Annotated in this window: 25 protein-coding genes and 1 pseudogene; 15 read left to right on the forward strand and 11 right to left on the reverse strand. The window is 68.0% G+C overall.

Annotation, left to right across the window (positions count from 1 at the left end; translation table 11 throughout):
• Positions 1–8 precede the first annotated feature (8 nt).
• Genes nirF through nirS form a run of 4 tightly spaced genes read right to left on the reverse strand, consistent with a single transcriptional unit; the run spans position 9 to position 3,611 of the window.
• Positions 9–1,187 (reverse strand): heme d1 biosynthesis protein NirF, encoded by a 1,179-nt coding sequence (gene nirF / locus PSPA7_RS02935; protein ID WP_012074081.1) that lies wholly within the window; start codon positions 1,185–1,187, stop codon positions 9–11.
• On the reverse strand, positions 1,184–1,543 hold the full coding sequence (nirC, locus tag PSPA7_RS02940) for a cytochrome c55X (RefSeq protein WP_012074082.1): 360 nt from the start codon (positions 1,541–1,543) through the stop codon (positions 1,184–1,186). Before nirC ends, nirF begins: the two co-directional genes overlap by 4 nt.
• Complete coding sequence (gene nirM, locus PSPA7_RS02945; protein WP_012074083.1) at positions 1,540–1,854, reverse strand: cytochrome C-551; 315 nt, start codon at positions 1,852–1,854, stop codon at positions 1,540–1,542. The genes nirC and nirM overlap by 4 nt, the downstream gene beginning before the upstream one ends.
• 50 nt (positions 1,855–1,904) lie before the next feature.
• The gene (gene nirS, locus PSPA7_RS02950; protein ID WP_012074084.1) at positions 1,905–3,611 is read right to left on the reverse strand and encodes a nitrite reductase; all 1,707 of its coding nucleotides are present in this window, start codon (positions 3,609–3,611) and stop codon (positions 1,905–1,907) included.
• A gap of 215 nt (positions 3,612–3,826) precedes the next feature.
• Here nirS and nirQ point away from each other — a divergent pair, with 215 nt between their 5' ends.
• The 6 genes from nirQ to PSPA7_RS02980 all read left to right on the forward strand — a co-directional run bounded on the left by nirQ (position 3,827) and on the right by PSPA7_RS02980 (position 9,203).
• Positions 3,827–4,609: a transcriptional regulator NirQ gene (gene nirQ, locus PSPA7_RS02955; RefSeq protein WP_012074085.1), complete on the forward strand. Its 783-nt coding sequence runs from the start codon at positions 3,827–3,829 to the stop codon at positions 4,607–4,609.
• A gap of 34 nt (positions 4,610–4,643) precedes the next feature.
• The gene (locus tag PSPA7_RS02960; protein WP_079262226.1) at positions 4,644–5,171 is read left to right on the forward strand and encodes a cytochrome c oxidase subunit 3; all 528 of its coding nucleotides are present in this window, start codon (positions 4,644–4,646) and stop codon (positions 5,169–5,171) included.
• A 7-nt stretch (positions 5,172–5,178) separates the two neighbouring features.
• The gene (locus tag PSPA7_RS02965) at positions 5,179–5,436 is read left to right on the forward strand and encodes a cytochrome C oxidase subunit IV family protein (RefSeq protein ID WP_003084879.1); all 258 of its coding nucleotides are present in this window, start codon (positions 5,179–5,181) and stop codon (positions 5,434–5,436) included.
• An 89-nt stretch (positions 5,437–5,525) separates the two neighbouring features.
• Positions 5,526–5,966, forward strand: coding sequence for a nitric oxide reductase subunit NorC (gene norC / locus PSPA7_RS02970; RefSeq protein ID WP_003157079.1), 441 nt, complete (start codon positions 5,526–5,528; stop codon positions 5,964–5,966).
• The gene (norB, locus tag PSPA7_RS02975; protein WP_003157077.1) at positions 5,966–7,363 is read left to right on the forward strand and encodes a nitric-oxide reductase subunit NorB; all 1,398 of its coding nucleotides are present in this window, start codon (positions 5,966–5,968) and stop codon (positions 7,361–7,363) included. The genes norC and norB overlap by 1 nt, the downstream gene beginning before the upstream one ends.
• A gap of 1 nt (position 7,364) precedes the next feature.
• Positions 7,365–9,203: a nitric oxide reductase activation protein NorD gene (locus PSPA7_RS02980; protein WP_012074087.1), complete on the forward strand. Its 1,839-nt coding sequence runs from the start codon at positions 7,365–7,367 to the stop codon at positions 9,201–9,203.
• A 6-nt stretch (positions 9,204–9,209) separates the two neighbouring features.
• On the opposite strand, the gene PSPA7_RS02985 is transcribed toward PSPA7_RS02980, so the two are convergent.
• From PSPA7_RS02985 to PSPA7_RS02995, 3 genes are all read right to left on the reverse strand, one after another.
• Positions 9,210–9,404 carry a hypothetical protein gene (locus PSPA7_RS02985; protein WP_012074088.1) on the reverse strand — a complete coding sequence of 65 codons (195 nt, stop codon included), beginning with the start codon at positions 9,402–9,404 and terminating at the stop codon, positions 9,210–9,212.
• A gap of 83 nt (positions 9,405–9,487) precedes the next feature.
• Positions 9,488–10,171 (reverse strand): transcriptional regulator Dnr, encoded by a 684-nt coding sequence (dnr, locus tag PSPA7_RS02990; protein WP_003157327.1) that lies wholly within the window; start codon positions 10,169–10,171, stop codon positions 9,488–9,490.
• A gap of 352 nt (positions 10,172–10,523) precedes the next feature.
• Positions 10,524–11,402: a LysR family transcriptional regulator gene (locus PSPA7_RS02995; RefSeq protein WP_012074089.1), complete on the reverse strand. Its 879-nt coding sequence runs from the start codon at positions 11,400–11,402 to the stop codon at positions 10,524–10,526.
• Between the two features lie 101 nt (positions 11,403–11,503).
• Here PSPA7_RS02995 and PSPA7_RS03000 point away from each other — a divergent pair, with 101 nt between their 5' ends.
• The 4 genes and pseudogenes from PSPA7_RS03000 to PSPA7_RS03015 all read left to right on the forward strand — a co-directional run bounded on the left by PSPA7_RS03000 (position 11,504) and on the right by PSPA7_RS03015 (position 14,344).
• On the forward strand, positions 11,504–12,205 hold the full coding sequence (locus PSPA7_RS03000; RefSeq protein WP_012074090.1) for an MOSC domain-containing protein: 702 nt from the start codon (positions 11,504–11,506) through the stop codon (positions 12,203–12,205).
• The gene (locus PSPA7_RS03005) at positions 12,202–12,438 is read left to right on the forward strand and encodes a hypothetical protein (protein WP_003157330.1); all 237 of its coding nucleotides are present in this window, start codon (positions 12,202–12,204) and stop codon (positions 12,436–12,438) included. The genes PSPA7_RS03000 and PSPA7_RS03005 overlap by 4 nt, the downstream gene beginning before the upstream one ends.
• Positions 12,431–13,627 (forward strand): aspartate aminotransferase family protein, encoded by a 1,197-nt coding sequence (locus tag PSPA7_RS03010; protein WP_012074091.1) that lies wholly within the window; start codon positions 12,431–12,433, stop codon positions 13,625–13,627. The genes PSPA7_RS03005 and PSPA7_RS03010 overlap by 8 nt, the downstream gene beginning before the upstream one ends.
• A pseudogene (locus PSPA7_RS03015) lies at positions 13,627–14,344 on the forward strand (type 1 glutamine amidotransferase). The gene PSPA7_RS03010 and the pseudogene PSPA7_RS03015 overlap by 1 nt, the downstream one beginning before the upstream one ends.
• Before the next feature lie 74 nt (positions 14,345–14,418).
• Here the strand turns inward: PSPA7_RS03015 and PSPA7_RS32340 are convergent.
• Positions 14,419–14,682 carry a DUF1652 domain-containing protein gene (locus tag PSPA7_RS32340; RefSeq protein WP_012074094.1) on the reverse strand — a complete coding sequence of 88 codons (264 nt, stop codon included), beginning with the start codon at positions 14,680–14,682 and terminating at the stop codon, positions 14,419–14,421.
• 285 nt (positions 14,683–14,967) lie between these two features.
• On the opposite strand from PSPA7_RS32340, the gene PSPA7_RS03025 reads away from it, so the two are divergent.
• From PSPA7_RS03025 to PSPA7_RS03035, 3 genes are all read left to right on the forward strand, one after another.
• Positions 14,968–16,458, forward strand: a complete 1,491-nt coding sequence (locus tag PSPA7_RS03025; protein WP_012074095.1) for a helix-turn-helix transcriptional regulator — start codon at positions 14,968–14,970, stop codon at positions 16,456–16,458.
• Between the two features lie 332 nt (positions 16,459–16,790).
• Complete coding sequence (locus tag PSPA7_RS03030; protein ID WP_012074096.1) at positions 16,791–18,080, forward strand: NAD(P)/FAD-dependent oxidoreductase; 1,290 nt, start codon at positions 16,791–16,793, stop codon at positions 18,078–18,080.
• 18 nt (positions 18,081–18,098) lie between these two features.
• On the forward strand, positions 18,099–18,653 hold the full coding sequence (locus tag PSPA7_RS03035; RefSeq protein ID WP_012074097.1) for a helix-turn-helix domain-containing protein: 555 nt from the start codon (positions 18,099–18,101) through the stop codon (positions 18,651–18,653).
• A 148-nt stretch (positions 18,654–18,801) separates the two neighbouring features.
• Here PSPA7_RS03035 and PSPA7_RS03040 read toward each other — a convergent pair whose 3' ends face one another.
• The 3 genes from PSPA7_RS03040 to PSPA7_RS03050 form a co-directional block, all read right to left on the reverse strand.
• Positions 18,802–19,833: a TPM domain-containing protein gene (locus PSPA7_RS03040; RefSeq protein WP_012074098.1), complete on the reverse strand. Its 1,032-nt coding sequence runs from the start codon at positions 19,831–19,833 to the stop codon at positions 18,802–18,804.
• A 3-nt stretch (positions 19,834–19,836) separates the two neighbouring features.
• Positions 19,837–20,445: a LemA family protein gene (locus PSPA7_RS03045; protein ID WP_003157094.1), complete on the reverse strand. Its 609-nt coding sequence runs from the start codon at positions 20,443–20,445 to the stop codon at positions 19,837–19,839.
• Positions 20,446–20,532: 87 nt separating this feature from the next.
• On the reverse strand, positions 20,533–21,042 hold the full coding sequence (locus PSPA7_RS03050; RefSeq protein WP_003157093.1) for a disulfide bond formation protein B: 510 nt from the start codon (positions 21,040–21,042) through the stop codon (positions 20,533–20,535).
• 226 nt (positions 21,043–21,268) lie between these two features.
• Here PSPA7_RS03050 and PSPA7_RS03055 point away from each other — a divergent pair, with 226 nt between their 5' ends.
• Together PSPA7_RS03055 and PSPA7_RS03060 are read left to right on the forward strand one after the other, a co-directional pair.
• A complete protein-coding gene (locus tag PSPA7_RS03055; protein ID WP_003157092.1) occupies positions 21,269–22,099 on the forward strand; it encodes an EamA family transporter in 831 nt (276 codons plus the stop codon).
• Positions 22,100–22,164: 65 nt separating this feature from the next.
• Positions 22,165–22,551, forward strand: coding sequence for an MAPEG family protein (locus PSPA7_RS03060; RefSeq protein ID WP_003157091.1), 387 nt, complete (start codon positions 22,165–22,167; stop codon positions 22,549–22,551).
• Positions 22,552–22,659: the final 108 nt, after the last annotated feature.

Genomic DNA, 22,659 nt, shown 5'->3' on the forward strand with positions numbered 1-22,659 from the left:
GGTGCCTCCTAGAGTCCGATGTGCTGGGCGCGGTGGCTGAAGAAGATGCCGCTCGGGCTGCGGGCCGGAAGGCTGCCGATGCGCTCCAGGCGGTACGGGTCCCAGACCTGCACCTGGTCGGCGTCGCGCACGGAGATCCAGACCTGGTCGCCGCGCCCGCTGAATTCCATGTGCAGTACGCCGGGGCCGGGGCGCAGGGTCTCGATCACCTCGTGGGTCTCGCTGTCGATGACCTGCACCTTGTCGTTGTCCGGGTAGGCGAAGTTGACCCAGATCTGCCGGTCGTCCGGGCGGGTCATGACGAACACCGGCTGGCCGGCGACATCGATGGCGTCGGTCTGCTTCCAGTCGCGCGCGTCGAGCACCAGCACCTGGTGATGGCCGACCGCCGGGACGAAGGCCTGGTCGCTGGCGATGGTCCAGCCCTCCAGGTGCGGCATCTTGTACACCGGCAGCTTGCGCTGGCCGCGGCCGTAGTCGCCGAGTACGCGCCTGACGCCGCGCTCCGGGTGCCAGAGGTCGAGCTGCGCCATGCCGTCCTCGCCGAACAGGCCGGCCATGTAGTAGCGCCCGTCGGGGCTGATGAGGGCGTCGTAGGGCTGCTTGCCGACATCGCGGAAGCGGGTCAGGCGCGGCGTGTCGCCCTGGCTGAAGTCGGCGATCCAGATCTCGCCGCTGTCGAACAGGCTGAACACGAAACGCTGCCCCGGCGCGTCGACCAGGCCGACCACCCGGGAGTTCCTGTCCTGGCCGGGGAGGCGGGTGGCGGGAATCTCGGCGACCAGCTCCAGGGTGCGGCTGTCGAACACCTTGACCCCGCCCGGCTCGTAGTTGGATACCGCGACCAGCCGACCGTCCTGGCTGATCGCTCCGCCGATGCTATTGCCGCCCTGGATCAGGCGCTTGTCGATGCGCTGGGCCAGCAGGTCGAGCCTGGTCAGGCCGCCGTCGCGACCGAACACGTAGGCGTAGCGCTGGTCGCGGGAGAACACCAAGGAGGCGTGGGACAGGTCGCCGAGGCCTTCGACCCGCGCCAGCGAGGTCTTCGCCGTGCCGTCGAGGATCTGCACGCTGCCGTCGGCGCGTTCGATCAGCACGCCGAGGTCGCCGCTGCCGCGCAAGGGCGGCTGCTGGCTACAGCCGGCGAGCAGGGCGAGGAAAAGCGGCGCGAGGGGACGCAGGTTCATGGGGCGATCTCTCCTTCGATCAGGCGGTCCACCAGCCAGCCGGCGTCGTCTTCGCTGAGCAGGCCGGCCCAGGGGGGCATCGGGGTTTGCGGGCGGCCCATGAGCACGGTGGCGACCAGCGGTTCGCGCGGCTTGCCGCGCAGGGCCTCGGGGGTCAGCGCCGGGCCGAGGCCGCCGGTCAGGCGCAGGCCGTGGCAGGAGCCGCAGTCCTGCAACAGCAGGTGACGCAACTGGGCCTGGCGACGGGCATCGGGATGCTCGTCGGCCAGGCCCGGAAGAGGACAGGCGAACGTCAGCGCGAGGGCCAGCCACAAAGCGTGGCTGGCGGCGCGCCGGAAGTCCGGAGGGGCGTTCATTTCTGCGACAGGACCCATTTCGCCAGGGTCTGCGCCTCGTCGTCGCTGACCGCGTTCGGCGGCATCGGGATCGGGCCCCAGACGCCCTGGCTGCCGTTCTTGATCCGCTGCGCGAGTTCCGCTTCGGCGCCGGCCTGGCCGGCGAACTTGGCGGCGACGTCCTTGTAGGCCGGGCCGACCATCTTGGTGTCGATCGCATGGCAGGCCACGCAGCCCTTGTTCTTGAACAGCACTTCGGGGGCTTCGGCCCAGGCGCCCTGGGCGAGCAGGGTGCCGGTGGCGAGCAGCGAAAGCAGTGCGTACGGTTTCATCACGGTTCCTCGTAGGGGGGAGCGTGCGGGGCGTGCCCCGCACGCGGGTCTCAGTACACGTCGTGCTGGGTGTTGTAGACGTTGAACTTGCCGGTCGGGGTGATCAGCCGCGGGTCCTTGACCACGGCCTTGAGCTTCAGGGTCTTGTCGTCCACCACCACCAGCGCGGAGCTGTCGTTCTTGCCGTTCCACACCGAGAACCAGACTTCGTCGCCGCGCTTGTTGTACTCGGGCTGCACCACCCGCTTGGCGCCTTCGCCGAGATCGGCCCATTCGGCGATCGGCAGCACCTGGTACTTGGCGTCGAGGTTCTTCAGGTCGAACACCGCGACGCTCTGGCTGATCCTGGCGTCGGGGTTGAAGGTGGTGTCGACGTAGAGGTGCGAGGACTTCGGATGGGTCTTGATGAACAGCGAGCCGCCGCCCTGGCCCTGTAGCTCGGCGACTTTCTTCCAGGCGTACTGCGGATGGTTCTTCGGATCGGTGCCGATCAGCGAGATGCTGCCGTCGCCCAGGTGGCTGGTGCTCCACACCGGGCCGTACTTGGGATGTACGAAGTTGGCGCCACGCCCCGGGTGCGGGGTCTTGCCGACGTCGACCAGGGCCGACAGGCGACGGTCCCTGGAGTCGATCACGGCAACCTTGTTGGAGTTGTTGGCGGCGGTCATGAAGTAGCGGTGGCTGCTGTCCCAGCCGCCGTCGTGGAGGAACGGCGCCGCGCCGATGCTGGTGATGGTGAGGTTGTCGATGTCCTTGTAGTTGACCAGCAGGACCTTGCCGGTCTCCTTCACGTTGACGATGAACTCGGGGTGCTCGTGGGAGGCGATGATCGCCGCCACGCGCGGTTCCGGGTGGTAGGTCTGGGTGTCCACGGTCATGCCGCGGGTGGAGACGATCTGCTTCGGTTCCAGGGTCTCGCCGTCCATGATCGCGAACTGTGGCGGCCAGTAGGCGCCGGCGATGGTGTAGCGGTCCTCGTAGCCCTTGAACTTGGAGCTTTCCACCGAGCGCGCCTCGATGCCGATCTTGATCTCGGCGACCTTGGTCGGCTCCTTGGCCCACAGGTCGATCATGTCGATCCGCGCGTCGCGGCCGATCACCAGCAGGTAGCGGCCGGAGGCGGACATCCGCGAGATGTGCACGGCATAGCCGGTATCGATGACCTTGACGATCTTCTTGCTGTCGCCGTCGACCAGGGCGATCTGCCCGGCGTCGCGCAGGGTCACCGAGAACAGGTTGGGCAGGTCGAGGTCGTTGAGCTGTTTCTTCGGCCGGTCCTCCGGCTTCACCAGCACCTTCCACGATTCGCGCATCTCCGGCATTCCCCACTCCGGCGGTTGCGGCGGGGTGTGCTGGATGTACTTGGCCATCAGGGTGATCTGTTCCTTGCTCAGCTCGCCGGAACTGCCCCAGTTCGGCATGCCCAGCGGGGTGCCGTAGGTGATCAGCGCTTCCAGGTATTGCTGGCCGCGTTGCTGGGTGATGTCCGGGGTCAGCGGCTTGCCGGTGGCGCCCTTGCGCAGGACGCCGTGGCAGCCGGCACAGCGTTGGAAGTAGATCTGCTTGGCCTCGTTGAACTCGCTTTCACTCATGTCGGGGGCACCGTTGGTGCGCACCACGTGAGCGGGATCGACGGCGGAAGCGGCACCCTGGTATTGCGCGGCTGCTTGCATGTCGTCCTTGGCGTGAGCGGTGGCCAGGCCCAGCAGCGTCAGCGAGGCGAGCAGGGTGCCCGCCAGTGGCTTGCCAAATGGCATGGTCTATCTCCTCAGGAGCCCTGCGAGGCGCTCCCTTAGCAGTGTTTTGGGGGTGGCTGCGTCGGGAACTCCCGGGAATTCATGGCGCGAAAGGATCATAGAAAGCAGGGTCTTTACCCTTGCTTGACCGGAATCAAGATTGCGGTGCTTTGCGCTTGTGGCACCTTCCAACTGTGAATAGCGTGCGGTCCTAATCCCTAGCGCAGGAGTAGGACATGCGGGACGCGATACCTTTCTACGAGGCCACCGGCCATGAGATCGACGTCTTCGAGCGCGCCTGGCGGCATGGCCTGCCGGTGCTGCTCAAGGGCCCCACCGGTTGCGGCAAGACCCGCTTCGTCCAGCACATGGCGCGGCGCCTGGAACTGCCGTTGTACAGCGTCGCCTGCCACGACGACCTGGGCGCCGCCGACCTGCTCGGGCGCCACCTGATCGGCGCCGACGGCACCTGGTGGCAGGACGGCCCGCTGACCCGCGCGGTGCGCGAAGGCGGTATCTGCTACCTGGACGAAGTGGTGGAGGCGCGCCAGGACACCACGGTCGCCATCCACCCGCTGGCCGACGACCGCCGCGAGCTGTACCTGGAGCGCACCGGCGAGACGTTGCAGGCGCCGCCTTCGTTCATGCTGGTGGTGTCCTACAACCCTGGCTACCAGAACCTGCTCAAGGGCCTGAAGCCCAGCACCCGGCAGCGCTTCGTCGCGTTGCGCTTCGACTACCCGGCGGCGCAGCAGGAGGCACGCATCCTGGTCGGCGAGAGCGGCTGCGCCGAGGTTCTGGCGCAGCGCCTGGTGCAGTTGGGCCAGGCGCTGCGGCGGCTGGAGCAGCACGACCTGGAGGAAGTCGCCTCGACCCGCCTGCTGATCTTCGCCGCGCGTCTCATCGGCGACGGCATGGACCCGCGCGAGGCGTGCCGGGTGGCGCTGGCCGAACCGCTCTCGGACGACCCGGCGACGGTGGCGGCGCTGATGGACATCGTCGATCTCCATGTCGGCTGATACCGTCGAGCGGCGCCTGCCCGGCGACCTGGCGATGTGGTTCTTCATCCTCGCCGAACTCAGCGTGTTCAGCCTGCTGCTGCTGGCCTTCGCCGGCGCCCAGGCCTGGCAGCCGGAGCTGTTCCGCGCCGGCCGGGGGCAACTGGACAGCCGCTGGGGCCTGATGCTGACCGTGGCCCTGCTCAGCTCCGGCTGGCTCGCCGCGCTGGCGGTGCACGCGGTGCGCCGCGGGCGGCCGCGCCAGGCGAGCGGCTGGTTGCTGGCGGCGCTGCTGCTGGCGCTGGTCTACGTCGGCCTGAAGCTGCACGAGTACGGGCGGCTCGCCGACCTCGGCCTGGACATCGAGCACGACACTTTCTTCACCCTCTACTGGTGCCTGACCGGCTTCCATTTCCTCCACGTCCTGCTCGGCCTGCTGATCCTCGGCTGGCTGGCGCAGGCCTGCTGGCGCCGGCGCCATACGCCGCAGGCCTGCTCGGGACTGGAATCGGGCGTGCTCTACTGGCACATGGTCGACCTGGTCTGGGTGCTGCTGTTCCCGCTGGTCTACGTCCTGCAATGAGGCGCCGATGCGAACCCTGACTCTCTGCTGGCTGGCGTTGCTGGCGCTGGCGGTGGCCGGCGTGCTGCTGGGCGGCGCCGGCGACTCTCCCTGGCTGCTGGCGGCGGTGCTGGCCTGCGCGGTGGCCAAGGGCTGGCTGATCGGCGAGCGCTTCATGGAACTGGCCCACGCCCCGGCGCTATGGCGCCGCCTGCTGCTGGCCTGGCCGCTGCTGATGGCCCTGGCGGTGGGCGCGGCGCTGTACCTGGCGCGGATGAATAACTGAGTAAATCGTTCGGGAATCTTGATTGCCATCAAGCGGGTTCGCCGCCGCCGCTTCCTAGAATCGCCGCACCACCCATTCCAGGAGGCCGCATGTCCGAGACCTTTACCAAAGGCATGGCCAGGAACATCTATTTCGGCGGGAGTGTGTTCTTCATCCTGTTGTTCCTGGCCCTGACCTACCACACCGAGAAGACCCTGCCCGAGCGCACCAACGAGGCCGCGATGAGCGAAGCGGTGGTGCGCGGCAAGCTGGTCTGGGAGCAGAACAACTGCGTCGGCTGCCACACCCTGCTCGGCGAGGGCGCCTACTTCGCGCCGGAGCTGGGCAACGTGGTCGGGCGGCGTGGCGGCGAGGAGGGCTTCAACACCTTCCTCCAGGCCTGGATGAAGATCCAGCCGCTGAACGTGCCGGGCCGCCGCGCCATGCCGCAGTTCCATCTCAGCGAAGGGCAGGTCGACGACCTGGCCGAGTTCCTCAAGTGGAGCTCGAAGATCGATACCAACCAATGGCCGCCGAACAAGGAGGGTTGATGATGTCGCCCAATGGCTCCCTGAAATTCGCCTCGCAGGCGGTCGCCAAACCCTACTTCGTGTTCGCCCTGGTCCTCTTCGTCGGGCAGATCCTGTTCGGCCTGATCATGGGCCTGCAGTACGTGGTCGGCGATTTCCTGTTCCCGGCGATCCCCTTCAACGTCGCGCGCATGGTGCACACCAACCTGCTGATCGTCTGGCTGCTGTTCGGCTTCATGGGCGCTGCCTACTACCTGGTGCCGGAGGAGAGCGACTGTGAGCTGTACAGCCCCAGGCTGGCCTGGATCCTGTTCTGGGTATTCGCCGCCGCCGGTGTGCTGACCGTCCTCGGCTACCTGCTGGTGCCCTATGCCGGCCTGGCCAGGCTCACCGGCAACGAACTGTGGCCGACCATGGGCCGCGAGTTCCTCGAACAGCCGACCATCAGCAAGGCGGGCATCGTGATCGTCGCCCTGGGCTTTCTGTTCAACGTCGGCATGACCGTGCTGCGCGGGCGCAAGACCGCCATCAGCATGGTCCTGATGACCGGCCTGATCGGCCTCGCCCTGCTGTTCCTGTTCTCCTTCTACAACCCGGAAAACCTCACCCGCGACAAGTTCTACTGGTGGTGGGTGGTGCACCTGTGGGTGGAAGGCGTGTGGGAGCTGATCATGGGTGCGATCCTCGCCTTCGTGCTGGTGAAGATCACCGGGGTCGACCGCGAGGTGATCGAGAAATGGCTCTACGTGATCATCGCCATGGCGCTGATCAGCGGCATCATCGGCACCGGCCACCACTACTTCTGGATCGGCGTGCCCGGCTACTGGCTGTGGCTCGGCTCGGTATTCTCGGCGCTGGAGCCGCTGCCGTTCTTCGCCATGGTGCTGTTCGCCTTCAACACCATCAACCGCCGCCGCCGCGACTATCCGAACCGCGCGGTCGCGCTGTGGGCCATGGGCACCACGGTGATGGCCTTCCTCGGCGCGGGAGTCTGGGGCTTCATGCACACCCTGGCGCCGGTGAACTACTACACCCACGGCACCCAGCTCACCGCCGCCCACGGCCACATGGCCTTCTATGGCGCCTACGCGATGATCGTGATGACCATCATCTCCTACGCCATGCCGCGCCTGCGCGGGATCGGCGAGGCGATGGACAACCGCTCGCAGGTCCTGGAGATGTGGGGCTTCTGGCTGATGACCGTGGCGATGGTGTTCATCACCCTGTTCCTATCCGCGGCCGGGGTGCTGCAGGTCTGGCTGCAACGGATGCCGGCGGACGGCGCGGCGATGACCTTCATGGCCACCCAGGACCAGCTGGCGATCTTCTACTGGCTGCGCGAAGGCGCCGGCGTGGTGTTCCTCATCGGCCTGGTCGCCTACCTGCTGAGCTTCCGGCGCGGCAAGGCGGCCGCCTGAGATGGCCTTCGCCGTCGAGCTGGAGGAATGGGTCGGCGCCCACTGGCACCGCTTCATCACCCGCCATGCCAGCGGCGAGTTCGAGGCGGCGCGGGTGACCCTGGAGAGCATGCGGCGTCCGCTCGGCATGCTCTTCCGGGCGCTCGGCGGCGCTCCGGGGGTAGCCCTCGAAGCGACCCCGGCGCGCCGCCTGCTGCTGCGCCGTACCTGGTTGCAGCGGGTCGCCGGGACCTGCGAGCAGGCCCCGGTGTCCTGGTTCAATGGCGACAGCCTGCGCCTGCCGGAGTCCTTGGCGGTATACCCGCAGGCCGAGCTCAACCGCGAACTGTATCGCTGGCTGGCGCTGCTGGCGGCCAGCGCCGGGCCGCTGCGGCACTGGGCGCAGGACAACCAGCGCTGGGCGCGGCAGTTGCTCGACGCCTATCCGGCGCTGCGCCCGCGCTATGCCCGGCTGGTCGCCGCGCATCTGCGCCAGCGCCCGTCGCTGGACGATTGCTCGGCGGCTGATGCCGAACTGGAAATCGCCCTGCGCCGCGCGCTTGCCGAGCCGGGCAGCGTCGAGCGCTTCCCGCGAGTCGAGCGGGCGCCCTGGCCGGTGCCGCTGTGGCTGTATCCCGGCGAGCGCTGGACGCCTTCCGCCAGCGCCGAGGACGGCGAGGAAGCGGCCGCCGGCGCCGGCAAGCGCCAGGTCGCCCGCAGCGGAGCGCGCAAGCGCGCCGAGCGCGTCGAGGAACGCGACAGCGAACGCAACCTGCTGCTGTTCCGCCTGGAAAGCCTGCTCAGTTGGTCGGAGCACCTGGCCCTGGACCGCTGTAGCGACGACGAGGACGACCCGGACGGCGCGCGCGTCGCCGAGGACCTCGACTACCTGTCGCTGTCGCGCCAGCGCACGCGGAAGGGCGGCGGCCTGCGCCTGGACCTCGACCTGCCGGCCGCCGACTACGATGACCTGCCGCTCGGCCCCGGGCTGAAGCTGCCCGAGTGGGACTATCGGCAGCAGCGCCTGCTGGCCGACCACGTGCTGCTGCAACCGCTGCGGCCGCGCGGCGCGGCCAGCGCCGGCCTGCCGGCGCATCTGGAGAAGACCGCGCTGCATCTGCGCCGTCAGTTCGCCTGCCTGCGCGACGGTCGCCAACGCCTGCGCCAGCGGCCACAGGGCGACGAGATCGACCTCGATGCCTGGCTCGACTTCCAGGTCGAGCGGCGGCGCGGAGGTTCCACCCAGCCAGGCCTGTTCCTCGAACAGCGGCCGCGCCGGCGCGACCTCGCCTGCCTGTTGCTGGCGGACCTGTCGATGTCCACCGAAGCCTACCTCGACGACCAGCGGCGGGTGATCGACAGCATCGTCGACAGCCTGCTGCTGTTCGGCGAGGCGTTGCAGGCGCTGGGCGACCCCTTCGCGCTGTACGGGTTTTCCTCGGTGCGCCGGCAGCAGGTGCGCTGGCAGGTGCTGAAGGATTTCGACGAAGGCTACGGCGGCGAGGTCCGCGGTCGCGTGCTGGCGCTTTCGCCGGGCTACTACACGCGGATGGGCGCGGCGATCCGCCGGGCCAGCCAGGTGCTCGGCGGGCAGCCGCAGAAGCGTCGCCTGCTGTTGCTGTTGAGCGACGGCAAGCCCAACGACCTGGACCGCTACGAGGGCCGCTACGGCATCGAGGACACCCGCCAGGCGGTGATCGAGGCGCGCAGCCAGGGGCTGGTGCCCTTCTGCATCACCATCGACAGGGAGGCGGCGGACTACCTGCCCTACCTGTTCGGCGCCGACGGCTTCGCGCTGGTCGGGCGCGCCGGGCAGTTGCCCGAGCGCCTGCTCCAGCTCTATCGGCGTCTGCGCCGCTGAGATGCTTCAGGGAACATCGCGCGGCAGCCAGAGCATCATGCCCAGGCAGAACAGCGCCAGCCCGGCGCAGAACCAGGCGAAGCGCCGCTGCCGGCGGCGCTGGAGCTGGCGCTGGGAAGCGCTGGGCAGCGGCATGCCGCACTGTTCGCAGGCGCTTTCCGCGCCTTCGGTTTCATGGAGGCAATACAGGCATTGGCGCATGGGCGTTCTCGCGGGCTCGACCCCTCCAGCTTGCCGGCCGACGGGCCGTTGCGCGCTTGATCGCGATCAAGCGGCGAGGCTGTTCACTCGAAGCACTCCAGGCGCTCGCGGTCGAGGATGCTGATCTCGCGGCCGTCGAGGCGGATGATGCCCTCGTCGCCGAGGCGGTGCATGATCCGCGAGAAGGTTTCCGGCTGGATCGATAGGTGCCCGGCCACCAGTTGCTTGGCCACCGGGATCTCCACCCGGCAGTTCTGCCCCGGCGCGTGGGCGGCGAGGGTCAGCAGGTAGCGCACCACGCGGTGGGTGGCGTTCTTCAGGGAAAGCGTCTCGATCTCGTCGATGCGCTGGTGCAGGCGGGTGCTGAGCTTGGCCAGCAGGGCCAGGGCCAGCGGTGTGTTGTCCTGCAACTGGCGCAGGTAGGCCTTGTTGGAGAAACGGAACAGCTGGCTGGGCACCACCGCCTGGGCGGTGGCCACGTAGTTCGGGGTGTCCATGAACATCATCGCCTCGGCGAAGGTGTTGCGCTCGCTGGTCACCTCGAGAATCTTCTCCTGGCCTTCCGGGGTCAGCCGGTAGATCTTCACGCAGCCGGAAATCAGGTAGTAGAAGGCGTGCGCCGGCTCGCCCTGGCGGAACACGTAGGCGCCCTTGTCCAGGTTGACCAGGTCGCTGCTGGCGAGCAACTCCTGGAGCTGGGCGGGTGAGAGCGGTTCGAACAGGTGGTGGCTCTGCAAGAGCTGCTGGTGGACGCGCTGGAATTCCATGCTGGGAAGGCTCGCGGTGATGAGGGGACTGCCCACTGTAGCGGGCGCGCTGCGGGTCATCTTGATGCACGGCAAGGCGGGGGCGACTGGCGCATGCCGTCGGTCCGGCGGGCGGAACTATTACAGCGTGTAAGCCAGGGCTTACAAACGCCGGTGGTTTTGGCTGCTTTCTCCTCCTCGCGGAGATGCGTAATCTTCAAACCGTCAGGACATTGCGCAGGAAGCGCCAAAGACAATACGGAAACTCAGGGAATCCACCACGGATGGTGGCGTAGCACGGATGTCAGGATAGAGGTCTGCAAAACCCCGCCCAAAAGGCGGGGTTTTTTATTGTCCCGGAAAAACCGCGCGCTCAGACCACCCCTTCCAGCAACGAGCGCAGCAGCTCGACGCTGGCGTGCTGGCGCTGCGCATCGCGGTAGACCAGGCCGACCTTCAGCGGGATGCGCGGTTCGCTCAGCGGCTTCCACAGCAGCCGCTGGTTCGAGTGCATCTGCCGCGCCTTGCCCGGCAGCACCGTGGCGAAGCGGGTCTGCGGCAGGCTGTCGAGGATCCCGCTCATGTGGTTGAGTTCCGCCTGCACCCGTGGCCGGCGGCCGATCGCGGCGAGCTGTTCCTGCCAGATCTGCCGGGCGCGAAATTCCTCGCCGAGCAGCAGCATCGGCAGTTCCGCAGCCTGGGCCAGGGAGACCTTGCGGAATTCCTTCAGGGGGTGTTCCTCGGGGATAACCAGCTGCAGTTCGTCCTCGTACAGCTCGACGCTGTGCAGGCCCGGCTGGCGCGGCGGCAGGAAGCCGATGCCGATGTCCAGGTTGCCGGTGAGCAGGCGCCGCTCGATGTCGATCCCCGACAGTTCGTAGATCTGCACCCGCAGGTGCGGCTGCGCGGCGTGCAGGCGTTCGACCATGTACGGCACCAGGCTGGCGTTGACCGTCTGCAGCACGCCGATCGCCAGGCTGCGCGGGGTCTGCCCGCGGAACACGCGCATCGCCTCGCGGGCCCGTTCCAGTCCTTCCAGCAGCGGTAGCGCATGGTTGTACAGGGTGTGCGCGGCGACGGTCGGCAGCAGGCGCTTGCCGCTGCGCTGGAACAGCGATACATCCAGGTTCTGCTCCAGTTGGCGGATCTGCTGGGAAAGCGCCGGCTGCGACAGGGCCAGGCGTTCGGCGGCGCGGCCGACGTGACCTTCCTCGTAGAGCGCGACGAAATAGCGGAGCTGGCGAAAATCCATAAGTGATTCTTATCGATGAAACTGGAAAATCGAAATGGAGTGGTTCCCGCGTGAGGCAATAGTCTAGCTGCATTGGCGGTACATCGGGTGGTCGCGGAGCAATGGAGCAGATAGTCGTAAACGGCGTTTTCATAGGTAAAGTCGAAGAAACCTGGGGCGGGTTGGTCAGCGCGATCGACAGGCTGCCGCTGGAGCGGGAATTCTGGCTGGGCCATGACGGCCTGCCCGGTGACGAACAGGCCGACATCCGCCATCACGGTGGCCTCGAGCGCGCGCTCCACCATTATCCCGCGGAGCACTACCGCTACTGGCGCAAACGTCATCCATTGCACAAATGGCAGCAGCCGGCGTTCGGCGAGAACATCTCCACCTACGGCGTCACCGAGGCCGAGGTCTGCATCGGCGACCAGTTCCACTGGGGCGACGCCCTGCTGGAGGTGAGCCAACCGCGTTCGCCCTGCTATCGCCAGGGCCAGCGCTGGAATCTCCCCGAATTGCCCGACGAACTGCAGAGCGGCGGTCGTTGTGGCTGGTTCTACCGGGTGCTGCGCAGCGGCATGGTGACCCCGCGGGACGAGCTGAAGCTGGTCCAGCGGCACTATCCGGAACTGACCGTCGCCCGCCTGTTGCAGTGCTATTTCGGCGATCCCCTGGAGCCACTCGGCCTGCGCCAGATGATGGCCTGCGATGCGCTTTCGCAGCGCTGGCGCAAGACCGCCGCGAAACGCCTGTCCAGCGGTCGGGTGGAAGACTGGGGGCCGCGCCTGCGCGGTCCGGCCTCTTGCCAGGAGCATGCGTCTTGAACGATTACCTGATCACCCTCAGCCAGGCCGGTCGGTTGCTGGCCCGCATGGAAGTCAGCGCCGCGCGCTTCGCCGAGGTGCGTGAACTGATGCGCCGGCGTTTTCCCAGCGAGGATGGCTTCGAACTGCGCTTCGAGACGCGCCGGGAAAGCCGCCGGGTACTGGAGCAGGGGCCGCGGGGCGTGCGCCTGCTGGCGGTGGAATATGCGACCGAGGAACTCATCGATGGCTGACGCGCTGGATAGCCTGCGCCTGATGCGCACCCAGGAACGCCCCGGGCAGGTGTTCGTCCGTGGCCAGGGTTCCTGGCTGTGGGACAGCGACGGGCGCGCCTTCCTCGACTTCACCCAGGGCCTGGCGGTGAACTGCCTGGGCCACAGTCCCAGCGTGCTGGTCCAGGCCCTGGCCCGGCAGGCGCGCGAACTGGTCAGCGCCGGTCCCGGGCTGCTCAACCAGCCGGTGCTGGCCCTGGCGCAGCGCCTGTGCCTGGCCACCGGCAGCGACCAGGCCTACTTCCTCACCAGCGGCGCCGAGGCCAACGAGGCGGCCATCGCCCTGGCGCGCAAGTGGGGCCGCCTGCACCGCGGTGGCGCGCAGCGCATCGTCACCACCACCAACGGTATCCATGGCCGCACCCTCGGTGCTCTCCCGGCCTCCGGCAAGCCTGCCTTGCAGGCGCCGCAGGAGCCCGGCCTGGCGGGTTTCGCCAGGGTGCCGTTCAACGACCTCGACGCCATGGCCGGCGCCATCGACGAGCAGACCGTGGCGGTGATGCTGGAGCCGGTGCAGGGCGACGCCGGGGTGATCCCGGCGACCCTCGACTACCTGCGCGGCATCGAACGCCTGTGCCGGCAGCGCGGCGTGCTGCTGATCCTCGACGAGGTGCAGACCGGCATCGGCCGCTGCGGCGCGTTGCTGGCGGAGGAACTGTACGGCGTGCGCGCCGACATCGTCACCCTCGGCAAGGGCCTTGGCGCCGGGGTGCCGCTGTCGGCCCTGCTGGCGCGCGGCAATGCCTGCTGTTTCGAGCCGGGCGACCAGCTCGGCACCCACCACGGCAACGCGCTGATGACCGCCGCGGGGCTGGCGGTGCTGAATACCGTGCTGGAGCCGGGCTTCCTGGAGCAGGTGCGCGAACAGGGGACCCACCTGCGCGACGGCCTGGCCCGCGTCGCCCGCCGCTACGGGCATGGCCCGCTGCGCGGCCAGGGCCTGTTCTGGGGCCTGCCGCTGATCGGCCAGCGCGCGCCGGCGGTGGTCCGCGCGGCGTTCGGCGAGGGGCTGCTGATCAATGCGCCGCAGCCGCACTGCCTGCGTTTCTCCCCGGCGCTGACCGTCAGCCGGGCCAACGTCGACGAGATGCTGCGGCGGCTGGAACGGGCCCTGGCCCGGGTCGCCAACCGCCACGAGGAGGTAGCCTGATGCGAGCCCTGGTCCTGCAACACGTTCCCTTCGAGGGCAGCGCGCGGATCGGCGACTGGATCGGTCGCCACTGCGCGCACGAACACGTCTGCTACCTCTACGCAGACGCCCGTCTGCCGGCGCTGGACAGCTTCGACCTGCTGGTGGTGATGGGGGGGGCCGATGAGCGTCCATGACGAAGCGGAGTACCCCTGGCTGGTAGCGGAGAAGCATTTGATCCGCGCGGCCCTGGACGCCGGCAAGAAGGTCCTCGGCATCTGCCTCGGCGCGCAGTTGCTGGCCCAGGCGCTGGGTGCCGCGGTACGCCCGGGACGCCAGGCGGAGATCGGCTGGTGGCCGTTGCACAGGTACAGCCAGGCACTAGGCTCGCCGCTGGGCGAGCGCCTGCCGGAACAGCTGATGGCGTTCCATTGGCATGGCGAGACCTTCGACCTGCCGGCCGGCAGCGTGCCGCTCTACGGCTCGGCGGCCTGTGCCAACCAGGGCTTCGTCTGGAACGAGCAGGCGATCGGCCTGCAATGCCACCTGGAAAGCACGCCGGAGAGCATCGAGGCGCTGCTCGAGGCCTGCCCGCAGGACCTGCTGCGGGAGGGGGCGGTACAGAGCGCCGGGAGGATCCGCCAGGGGGCCGCGCATTGTCGCGAGGTGGAGCCGGTGCTGTTCCAGTTGCTCGACTACCTGGCCGGTCGGCCGACGGAAAGCGCTCGCCGGACCTGACCGCCAGGAAGATTCCTCTGTCCTCGCATGCGCCTCCGGACGTCGTTTTGGTCCTGTGGGGCGCTTTTTTTATTCTAGGCGGCGTGCTTTCCCAGCCAGGGTTCCAACAGGGCCAGGTCCCGGCGCAGGCTTTCGGCGAACAGGTGCAGGCGGGTGGGGTTGTCCAGCTCGCCGGGCTGGATGCCGACGAAGGTGAAGGTTTCGTCGTGCTCGCGAGCGCTGACGTTGATACTGACGGTGCCGTCGTAGTGCATCCGGCACTGGCAGTCGTAGCCATCCAGCGCCTGGTTCAGGGTGCGCTGGATCTCGCCGAGATCGGGGTGCTTGTTCTTGCTCATCGCATCGCTCATGCAAGGGGATGGGGCTTTCTTCTCGTGCAGGGCGAGTCGGGGGAATGCGTCGACGACCTCGTCACCGAGGGGCGGCGTAGCCTCCCGGCCGGCGCGGCGTCTGGGCTTCCCGCCCGGACATTGCTTCCTGTATCGCCAGGGTAGGGGTGCCTCCGCTATCGTTTCGCGATGCAAATGCACTAGCGCGCCTAGTGCAATCGTCACGCGAGCGCGGCGCTGGCGGGCGGGCATCCTTTGCACCCCCGCAAAATCGCTCCAGCCAAGAGGAACAGCATGAACGACCAGGTACTGCGGACCCAGACCGACCGCCGCCAGTTGCAGCAGATCATCGCCGGCCTGACCGAGGGGGTGATCCTGGTCGAGCCCGACCAGCGCATCCTCTGGGCCAACGAGGCGGCCCTGGCGATGCATGGCGTCGATTCGCTGGCCGGGCTGGGCGCGGATATCGGCGAGTACCGCGAACGCTTCCGCCTGCGCTACCGCAACAACCATCCGTTGCAGGAAGGCCAGTACCCTGCCGAGCGCCTGGTGGCCGGCGAGTGCTTCAGCGACGTGGTGGTCGAGGTGTTTCCAGCCGACGCCGAGGACACCCGCTGGGTGCACCGCGTGCGTGGCCTGGTCCTGACCACCCCGGAGGACAAGCCCGACTGCCTGGTGCTGATCCTCCACGATGCCACCGAATGGGCCAGCGCCGAACAGCGCTTCGAGAAGACCTTCAACGCCAACCCGGCACCGGCGGTGATCTGCCGGCTGGGCGACTACCGCTACGTGAAGGTCAACGTCGGTTTCCTGGAAATGACCGGCTATGCCCGCGACCAGGTGATCGGCCGCTCGGTGTACGAACTGGACGTGCTCGACCAGGCCGAGCGCCGCGACCTGGCGGTGGAACGCCTGAGCGCCGGCGAGACGATCCCGCAGATGGAGGCGAGCCTGCGGGTGGCCGAAGGCGGGCGCAAGTGCGTGGTGGTCGCCGGACAGCCGATCGAGGTGGGCGAGGAGGCCTGCATGCTGTTCACCTTCACCGACCTCGAGCCGCGCAAGAAGGCCGAGGAGGCCCTGCGCAAGAGCGAGGAGCGCTTCGCCAAGGCGTTCCGCATGGCGCCGGTGCCGAGCCTGGTGCTGGGCGGCGACGACCTGCAGGCGCTGGACGTCAACCAGGCGTTCGGCGAGACCTTCGGCTACCCGGCCGAGGAGCTGCTCGGCGAGTCCACCATCGCCGGCGGCCTGTGGCTGGATGGCGGCGGCGAACGCCTGCGCGAGCTGCTCGGCCACAGCGGCAGCGTGCGCAACGTGCAGTTGCGTTTGCAGCACAAGGACCGCAATGGCCTCGACTGCCTGGTCTCGGCCGAGGCGGTAAGCCTCAACGAACAGGATTGCGTGCTGGTGGCGCTGCTCGACATCAGCGACCGCCGGCGTACCGAGATGGAACTGGTGCATGCCATCGAGACGGTGATGCAGGACACCTCGTGGTTCAGCCGCACCCTGATCGAGAAGCTGGCCAACGTGCGTCGCGCCAACGCCCCGGGTACCGGCGCCGAACTGGCCGACCTGACGGCGCGCGAGCGTGAGGTGTTCGACCTGATCTGCCAGGGCCTGGCGGACAAGGAAATCGCCAAGGAGCTGGGCCTGGCGCCGAACACCGTGCGCAACCACGTGGCGACCATCTACGCCAAGCTCGACGTGCACAGTCGCGGCGAGGCCATCGTCTGGGCCCGCGAGCGCGGCTTCGCGCCGGAGCCGCGCAACGGCAACGGGCGCAAGTGAAGAGGGTACGAATGCACCAGCGCGCCTGGTGCATTCGTACCTGTCGCCCGTCGCCGCCAGCGCCGAGACTGGCCGCGCACGCCCGGCATGCCCCCGCCCGTGGTCGTGCACCTTTTCTCCGCGGCGCGAGCCGCGCCGTCCGCACGTCTGTTCCCCTCGCCAGTTTCGCTCTGGCGGGGGCTTCCCGCCTCCTTTCGAATATTTGCCCCTCTGCCTTTGCTGGTGCGCGACGGCATTCTGCCGGCCGTTTGCGAATGCTCGGGACTGGTTTCGTGAAATTTTAAGTGTTATTTTTCATGAAAAATAACCAATATAATTTCACGGAGGTCGCCATGTTCCTGCAATCCCACGAGCACGTCGGCACTTATTACGCCGCCGCCAATCCCGAACTGATCCAGCCGCGCACGGCGCTGGAGGGCGACCTCGATTGCGAGGTGCTGGTGGTCGGCGCCGGCTTCAGCGGCCTGCACACCGCGCTGCGGCTGGTGGAAGGCGGGCGCAAGGTCTGTGTCATCGAGGCCAGCCGGGTCGCCTGGGCGGCTTCCGGGCGCAACGGCGGACAGGCGCTGCCAGGCTGGTCCAGCGACCTGCCGCCGCTGGAGGCCGACCTCGGCTATGAAGGCGCGCGGCGCCTCTGGGACGGCATGCTCTGGGCGGCCGGCGAGATGCGCGAGCTGCCGCGGCGGCACGGATTCGACTGTGACTATCGGGTTGGCCATCTGTGGACGGCGATCCTGCCGCGCCGGGTCGGCCTGCTCTATGACTGGCAGGCCGAGGCCAATCGCCGCTGGGGCTACGAAGGGCTGCGCTTTGTACCGAAGGCCGAGCTGCCCGAGTGGATCGCCAGCGAACGCTATCTCGCCGGCCTCTATGACCCGCACGCGGCGCACCTGAACCCGCTGAAGCTGGCGTTCGGCCTGGCCGCCGCCATCGAGCGCGCCGGCGGGCGCCTCCACGAGCGGACCCGGGCCCTGAGCTACCGCGAGGAGGGCGACGGCTACCGGGTCCGCACCGAGCGCGGCGAGATACGCTGCGCGGCGCTGGTGCTGGCCTGCAACGCTTATATCGACGGGCTGGATCGCGAGCTGTCGCAACGGATGCTGCCGGTGGGCACCTACCAGGTCGCCACCGCGCCGCTCGGCGAGGAACGGGCGAAGTCGCTGCTGCCGCGCAACTGTTGCGTGACCGACAACCAGTTCGTCCTCGACTACTTCCGCCTGACCCCGGACCACCGCCTGCTGTTCGGCGGCGGTTGCACCTACCTGGGCGGCATGCCCGACGACATCCGCGCCGCCACCCGGCCCTACCTCGAACGGGTGTTCCCGCAGTTGCGCGGGGTGGAGCTGGAATACGCCTGGGGCGGGCATATCGACTGCAGCATGCGGCGTACCCCGGACATCGGCCGACAGGGCAACCGCTACTGGTTGCAGGGCTATTCCGGGCATGGCGTGCTGCCGAGCCTGGCGGCGGCCAGGGCGGTCAGCGACGCGTTGCTCGGCGACGACGAGACCCTGGCGCTGTACCAGCGCCTGCGCAATCCGAAGTTTCCCGGCGGCCAGCGCTTCGCCGCGCCGCTGGAAGCCCTGGGCAAAGCGTATTACCGTTTGCGCGACCTGTTCTGAGAGGGGCCTGGAGCCGAAATGACCGAGGTAGCCGACGACCTGGCGCAGATCGCCAGCCTGGTGCGCGAACTGCGCAAGCGCAAGGGCATGACCCTGCAGGCGCTGGCCGACGGCATCCGCCGCTCGGTGGGCTTCGTTTCCCAGGTCGAGCGCGGCCTGTCGCGGCCGGCGGTGGACGATCTGGTAGCGATCAGCCAGGTGCTCGGGGTGCCGGCGACCTATTTCTTCTGCTCGCCGAAGACCCAGGCCTCGCCCTGGGTGACCCGTCCGGACGAGCGCCGGACCCTGGCCTACGCCCGCGGCGCCAGCGACAACCTGGTGTCGCCGCGCCTGGGCGGCGCCTTCTTCATGCTCGAGACCTGCCTGGAGCCAGGCGCCGACAGCGGCGAACGCGACCTGCTGGACAGCTCGGAGCAGGGCGGCTACGTGCTCGAGGGCGAGCTGACCCTGTGGCTGGAGGACGAGGAACTGCGTCTGCGCGCCGGCGACGGCTTCCAGCTTCCCAGCCGCATGCGCAGTCGCTATGCCAACCGCAGCCAGGCGCCGGTGCGGGTGTTGTGGGTGTACGCCTGAGGCCCGACGAGCTATCCGCTGTGTCCGTTCCCGCGGGCGGGAAGGGGCCGGGGAGAGCGCAGAGGCCTTTGCGCCGCGAACGGTTCCGCCGTCAGCGACAGGTCCGCCCCATGAAAAAAGCCCGGGACACGAGCCCCGGGCTTTCCTGTCACCAGCGCCCGGAAGCGCCGCCGCCGCCGCTGGAACCGCCACCGCCGCGGAAGATGCCGCCACCGCCACCGCCGCTGCCGCCGCTCCCACCGCCGCCGCCACGGCTGCTGAGGATGGCGCTGAGGATGGCCATCAGCACTTCGCCGGGAAGCAGGAACAGGGCGTAGATGAACAGGGTCGGTGCCAGCACGCCGAGACTGTCGTCCGCCGCGCGGTCTACGTTCTGCCACAGGCCCATGCTCAACAGCCAGGCCAGGCCGGCGACCGCTGCGCTGCAGAGCAGGAAGCGGCCGATGCTGCGCCGGCGCATCCACTGCAGTGGCAGCAGGCGGCCGAGCAGGGCCACGGCGAGCAGCACCGCCACATAGACGCCGAGATATACCGGGTTGTCCCAGAGCTGTCCGCTCAGGCCGCTCTTCTTCTTCGGCTGCGCCGGGGTGCTGTCATACATCGATCCTTCTTCGATCGGTTTCGGCAGCGCCCGCGGCGGCGTGGCCTCGGGAATCGCCGGCAAGGCGTCGAGGGGCGCGCTGGCAGCGCTATCCGGGTTCTTCTCGGCATCGATCAGTTGTACCAGGCTATCCACGCCGGCCTGGATGCCGCCATAGAAGTTGCCCTGGCGGAACTGCGGGGTGATCTGCTCGCTGATGATCCGTCCTGCCTGGACGTCGGTGATGGCACCTTCCAGGCCGTAGCCGACCTCGATGCGCAGGGCGCGGTCGTTCTTCGCCACCAGCAGCAGGACGCCGTCGTCGACCTTCTTCTGGCCCAGCTTCCATTTCTCGAAGGTGCGCACCGCGTACTCCTCGATGGACTCGTCGCCGGTGGTCGGGACCAGCAGCACCGCGACCTGCGCGCCGCTCTTGGTTTCCAGGGCGGCGAGCTGTTGCTCCAGGTGCTGGCGCTGATCGCCGGAAAGGGTCGCGGTGAGGTCGGTGACCCGCGCCGTCAGCGCGGGTATCGGCGGCACATCGGCCCAGGCGACCAGGCTGGCGAGCAGCAGCCCGGCAGCCAGTAGCAGCCGGCGCATGGCTTACTGCGCCGGTTGCGGATTGCCGAAGTCGACCTTCGGCGCGGTGGAGATCGCCGCTTCGTTTTCCACGCTGAAGTTCGCCTTGGGCTTGTAGCCGAACAGCTTGGCGGTGATCACGCCGGGGAACTGGCGCAGCAGCACGTTGTATTCCTGCACCGACTTGACGTAGCGGCCACGGGCCACGGTGATGCGGTTCTCGGTGCCTTCCAGCTGGGTCAGCAGGTCCTTGAACAGGCCGTCGGCCTTCAGCTGTGGGTAGTTCTCGGTGACCACCAGCAGACGCGAGAGCGCCGAGCTCAGTTCACCCTGGGCCTTCTGGAAGCGCTGCACGGCCTGTTCGTCGTCCAGCTGGTCGGCGTTCAGCTGCACGCTGCCGACCTTGGCCCGGGCCTCGGTGACCTGGGTCAGCACCGACGCCTCGTGGGAGGCATAGCCCTTCACCGTGCTGACCAGGTTGGGTACCAGGTCGGCGCGCCGCTGATACTGGTTCAGTACTTCCGACCAGGCGGCTTTCACCTGTTCGTCGCCGGCTTGCATGGCGTTGTAGCCGCAGCCGCTGAGCAGCAGGGCGAGGAAGGGGAGGAGGGCATTTCTGAGGAATCGAGGCATGGTGTTACTCATCCGGGTTGAGAAAGCTCGATTGTAGACCAGCCAATGGCCAGCACGTTCCTTGTGCCGGCACGGATATCGGCAGTGTCAGGCGGTGCGGCGGCCGAGCACCAGCTTGGCCGCCAGGGCCAGCAGGCAGAACACGAACAGCGCCAGCGACCAGACCGCCATCGACTGGCCGAGCAGGGTCCAGACCACCTCGCCGCACAGCCCCTCGGGCTGGAAGACCTGCGGCAGCCAGGTATCCAGCGGTATCCATTCGGGGAAGCCCATGAACATCTTGCAACTGCCCATACCCTGGGCGGCGAGTTTCTCTTCCGCGACCAGCGACCAGGCGTGATAGATCCCGCCCAGGCTGGCGGCGAACATGCCCAGCGCAGCGACGCCACCGGCGAACCGCGAGCGCGGGGCGAGGCTGCCGACGATCCCGGCGAACACCAGGCCGAGCACGTCCAGGCGAATGAAGATGCACAGCGAGCAGGGCGCGAAACCGCGCACATGCTGGAGATAGAGGACGAAGGCGAGGATCAGCAGGCCGCCGACGGCGACCGCGGGCCAGAACAAACGATTGTCGAAGGGCTTGAGAAGAGCGCTCAAGGCAGGGATTCCTGTGTCGTTGAAAGGGAGGCCGGGCCGGCACTGTGCGGCGCTGGCCGATGGTAGTCCATCAGGATTGTCCGAAGATTAAGCCGTTGGCCTGGCAATGTCTGCTGCGTGTTTCTCCGCTTTCCTAGGAGCTTTCAGGAAAAAACGCCGCAACGGGGCGAGCATTTAGAGGCGCCGGCGGGATAGACTGTTTTGGTCTATACCAATAAGGCCGATCATGCTCGCCACCAGCCTGGTGCTGTGCGCCGCCGTCCTCCACGCCACCTGGAACACCCTGGTCAAGTTCAGCAGCGATCGCCTGCTGGTGGTGGCCTGCATGGACGTGGTCGGGGTGCTCTGCGCCGTCCTCCTATTGCCCTTCGTCAGCCTGCCGCCGGCCGAGGTCTGGCCCTGGCTGCTCGGCGCCACCGTCCTGCAGTTGCTCTACCGGGTGCTGCTGATCGAGGCCTACAAGGTCGGCGACCTGGGCCTGGTCTATCCGCTGATGCGCGGGCTGTCGCCGCTGGTGGTGCTCGGCCTGACCCTGGCATTCGGCGGCGAGCAGCTCGGCGGCCGGCAGATCCTCGGCATCCTGCTGATCCCCTTCGGCATGCTCTGCCTGCTCTGGGGCGGCGGCGGCTCGCGCCTGCCCTGGCGGACCCTGCCGGTGGTGCTGCTGATCGGCCTGTGCATCGGCGGCTACACCTGGAGCGACGGCAATGCGCTGAAGCGCTGGCCGCTGGCGCTGGACTACCTGGTCTGGCTGACGCTGCTTTCCGGCCTGCCGTTCCCGCTGCTCGCCGCTGGCGCGCGAACCCGCGCCTTCGTGCGCTTCTGGGCGCTGGAATGGAAGCTCGGCCTGGCGGTCGGGGTCTGCGTGCTGGCCAGCTACGGCCTGGTGCTATGGGCCATGCAGCTGGGCTCGATCGCCGAGGCGGCGGCGCTGCGCGAGACCAGCGTGCTGCTGGCGGTGCTGTTCGGCATGCGCTTCCTCAAGGAGCCGTTCGGCCTGCCGCGCCTGCTGGCCTGCGGCCTGGTGCTGGCCGGAATGCTGCTGATGAAGCTGTGAGCCGGTCCTTTACAGAACCGGCGGCACCAGCTTGAGTTGCAGTTCCATTACGACAAGGAGCTACCATGACCATCGCCTTCTGGTGCGTGCTGATCGCGATCTTCCTGCCTTACGTCTGTACCTCCATCGCCAAGTTCGGCGGGGAGGGCTATGGCGCTCGGGCCAACGCCGATCCACGGGCGTTCCTAGGTTCGCTCGCAGGCTTTCGCCGGCGTGCCAACAATGCCCAGTTGAACGCTTTCGAGGTGACCCCGGCGTTCGCCGCGGCGGTGATCATCGCCCATCTGGTCGGCAACGCTTCGCAGGCGACCCTGGATAGCCTGGCCATTGCCTGGATCACCAGTCGCCTGCTCTATGTCATCTGCTACCTCGCCGACTGGGGGCCGCTGCGCTCGCTGGTCTGGTTCGCCGGCATGCTGCTCATCGCCGCCTTCTTCGTGGTTTCCGCCTGAGCAGCCCGCTGCGGCCTATGGCCGCAGTGCGGGCGTGCGGCTCTGGATCAATCGGCGGTCGCGGCGGATAATCCGCCGCTTCCGTGATCGACCCTGAAAAAAGAGCCT

Origin of the sequence: Pseudomonas paraeruginosa PA7, from assembly GCF_000017205.1 — a bacterium.
GTDB lineage: Bacteria > Pseudomonadota > Gammaproteobacteria > Pseudomonadales > Pseudomonadaceae > Pseudomonas > Pseudomonas paraeruginosa.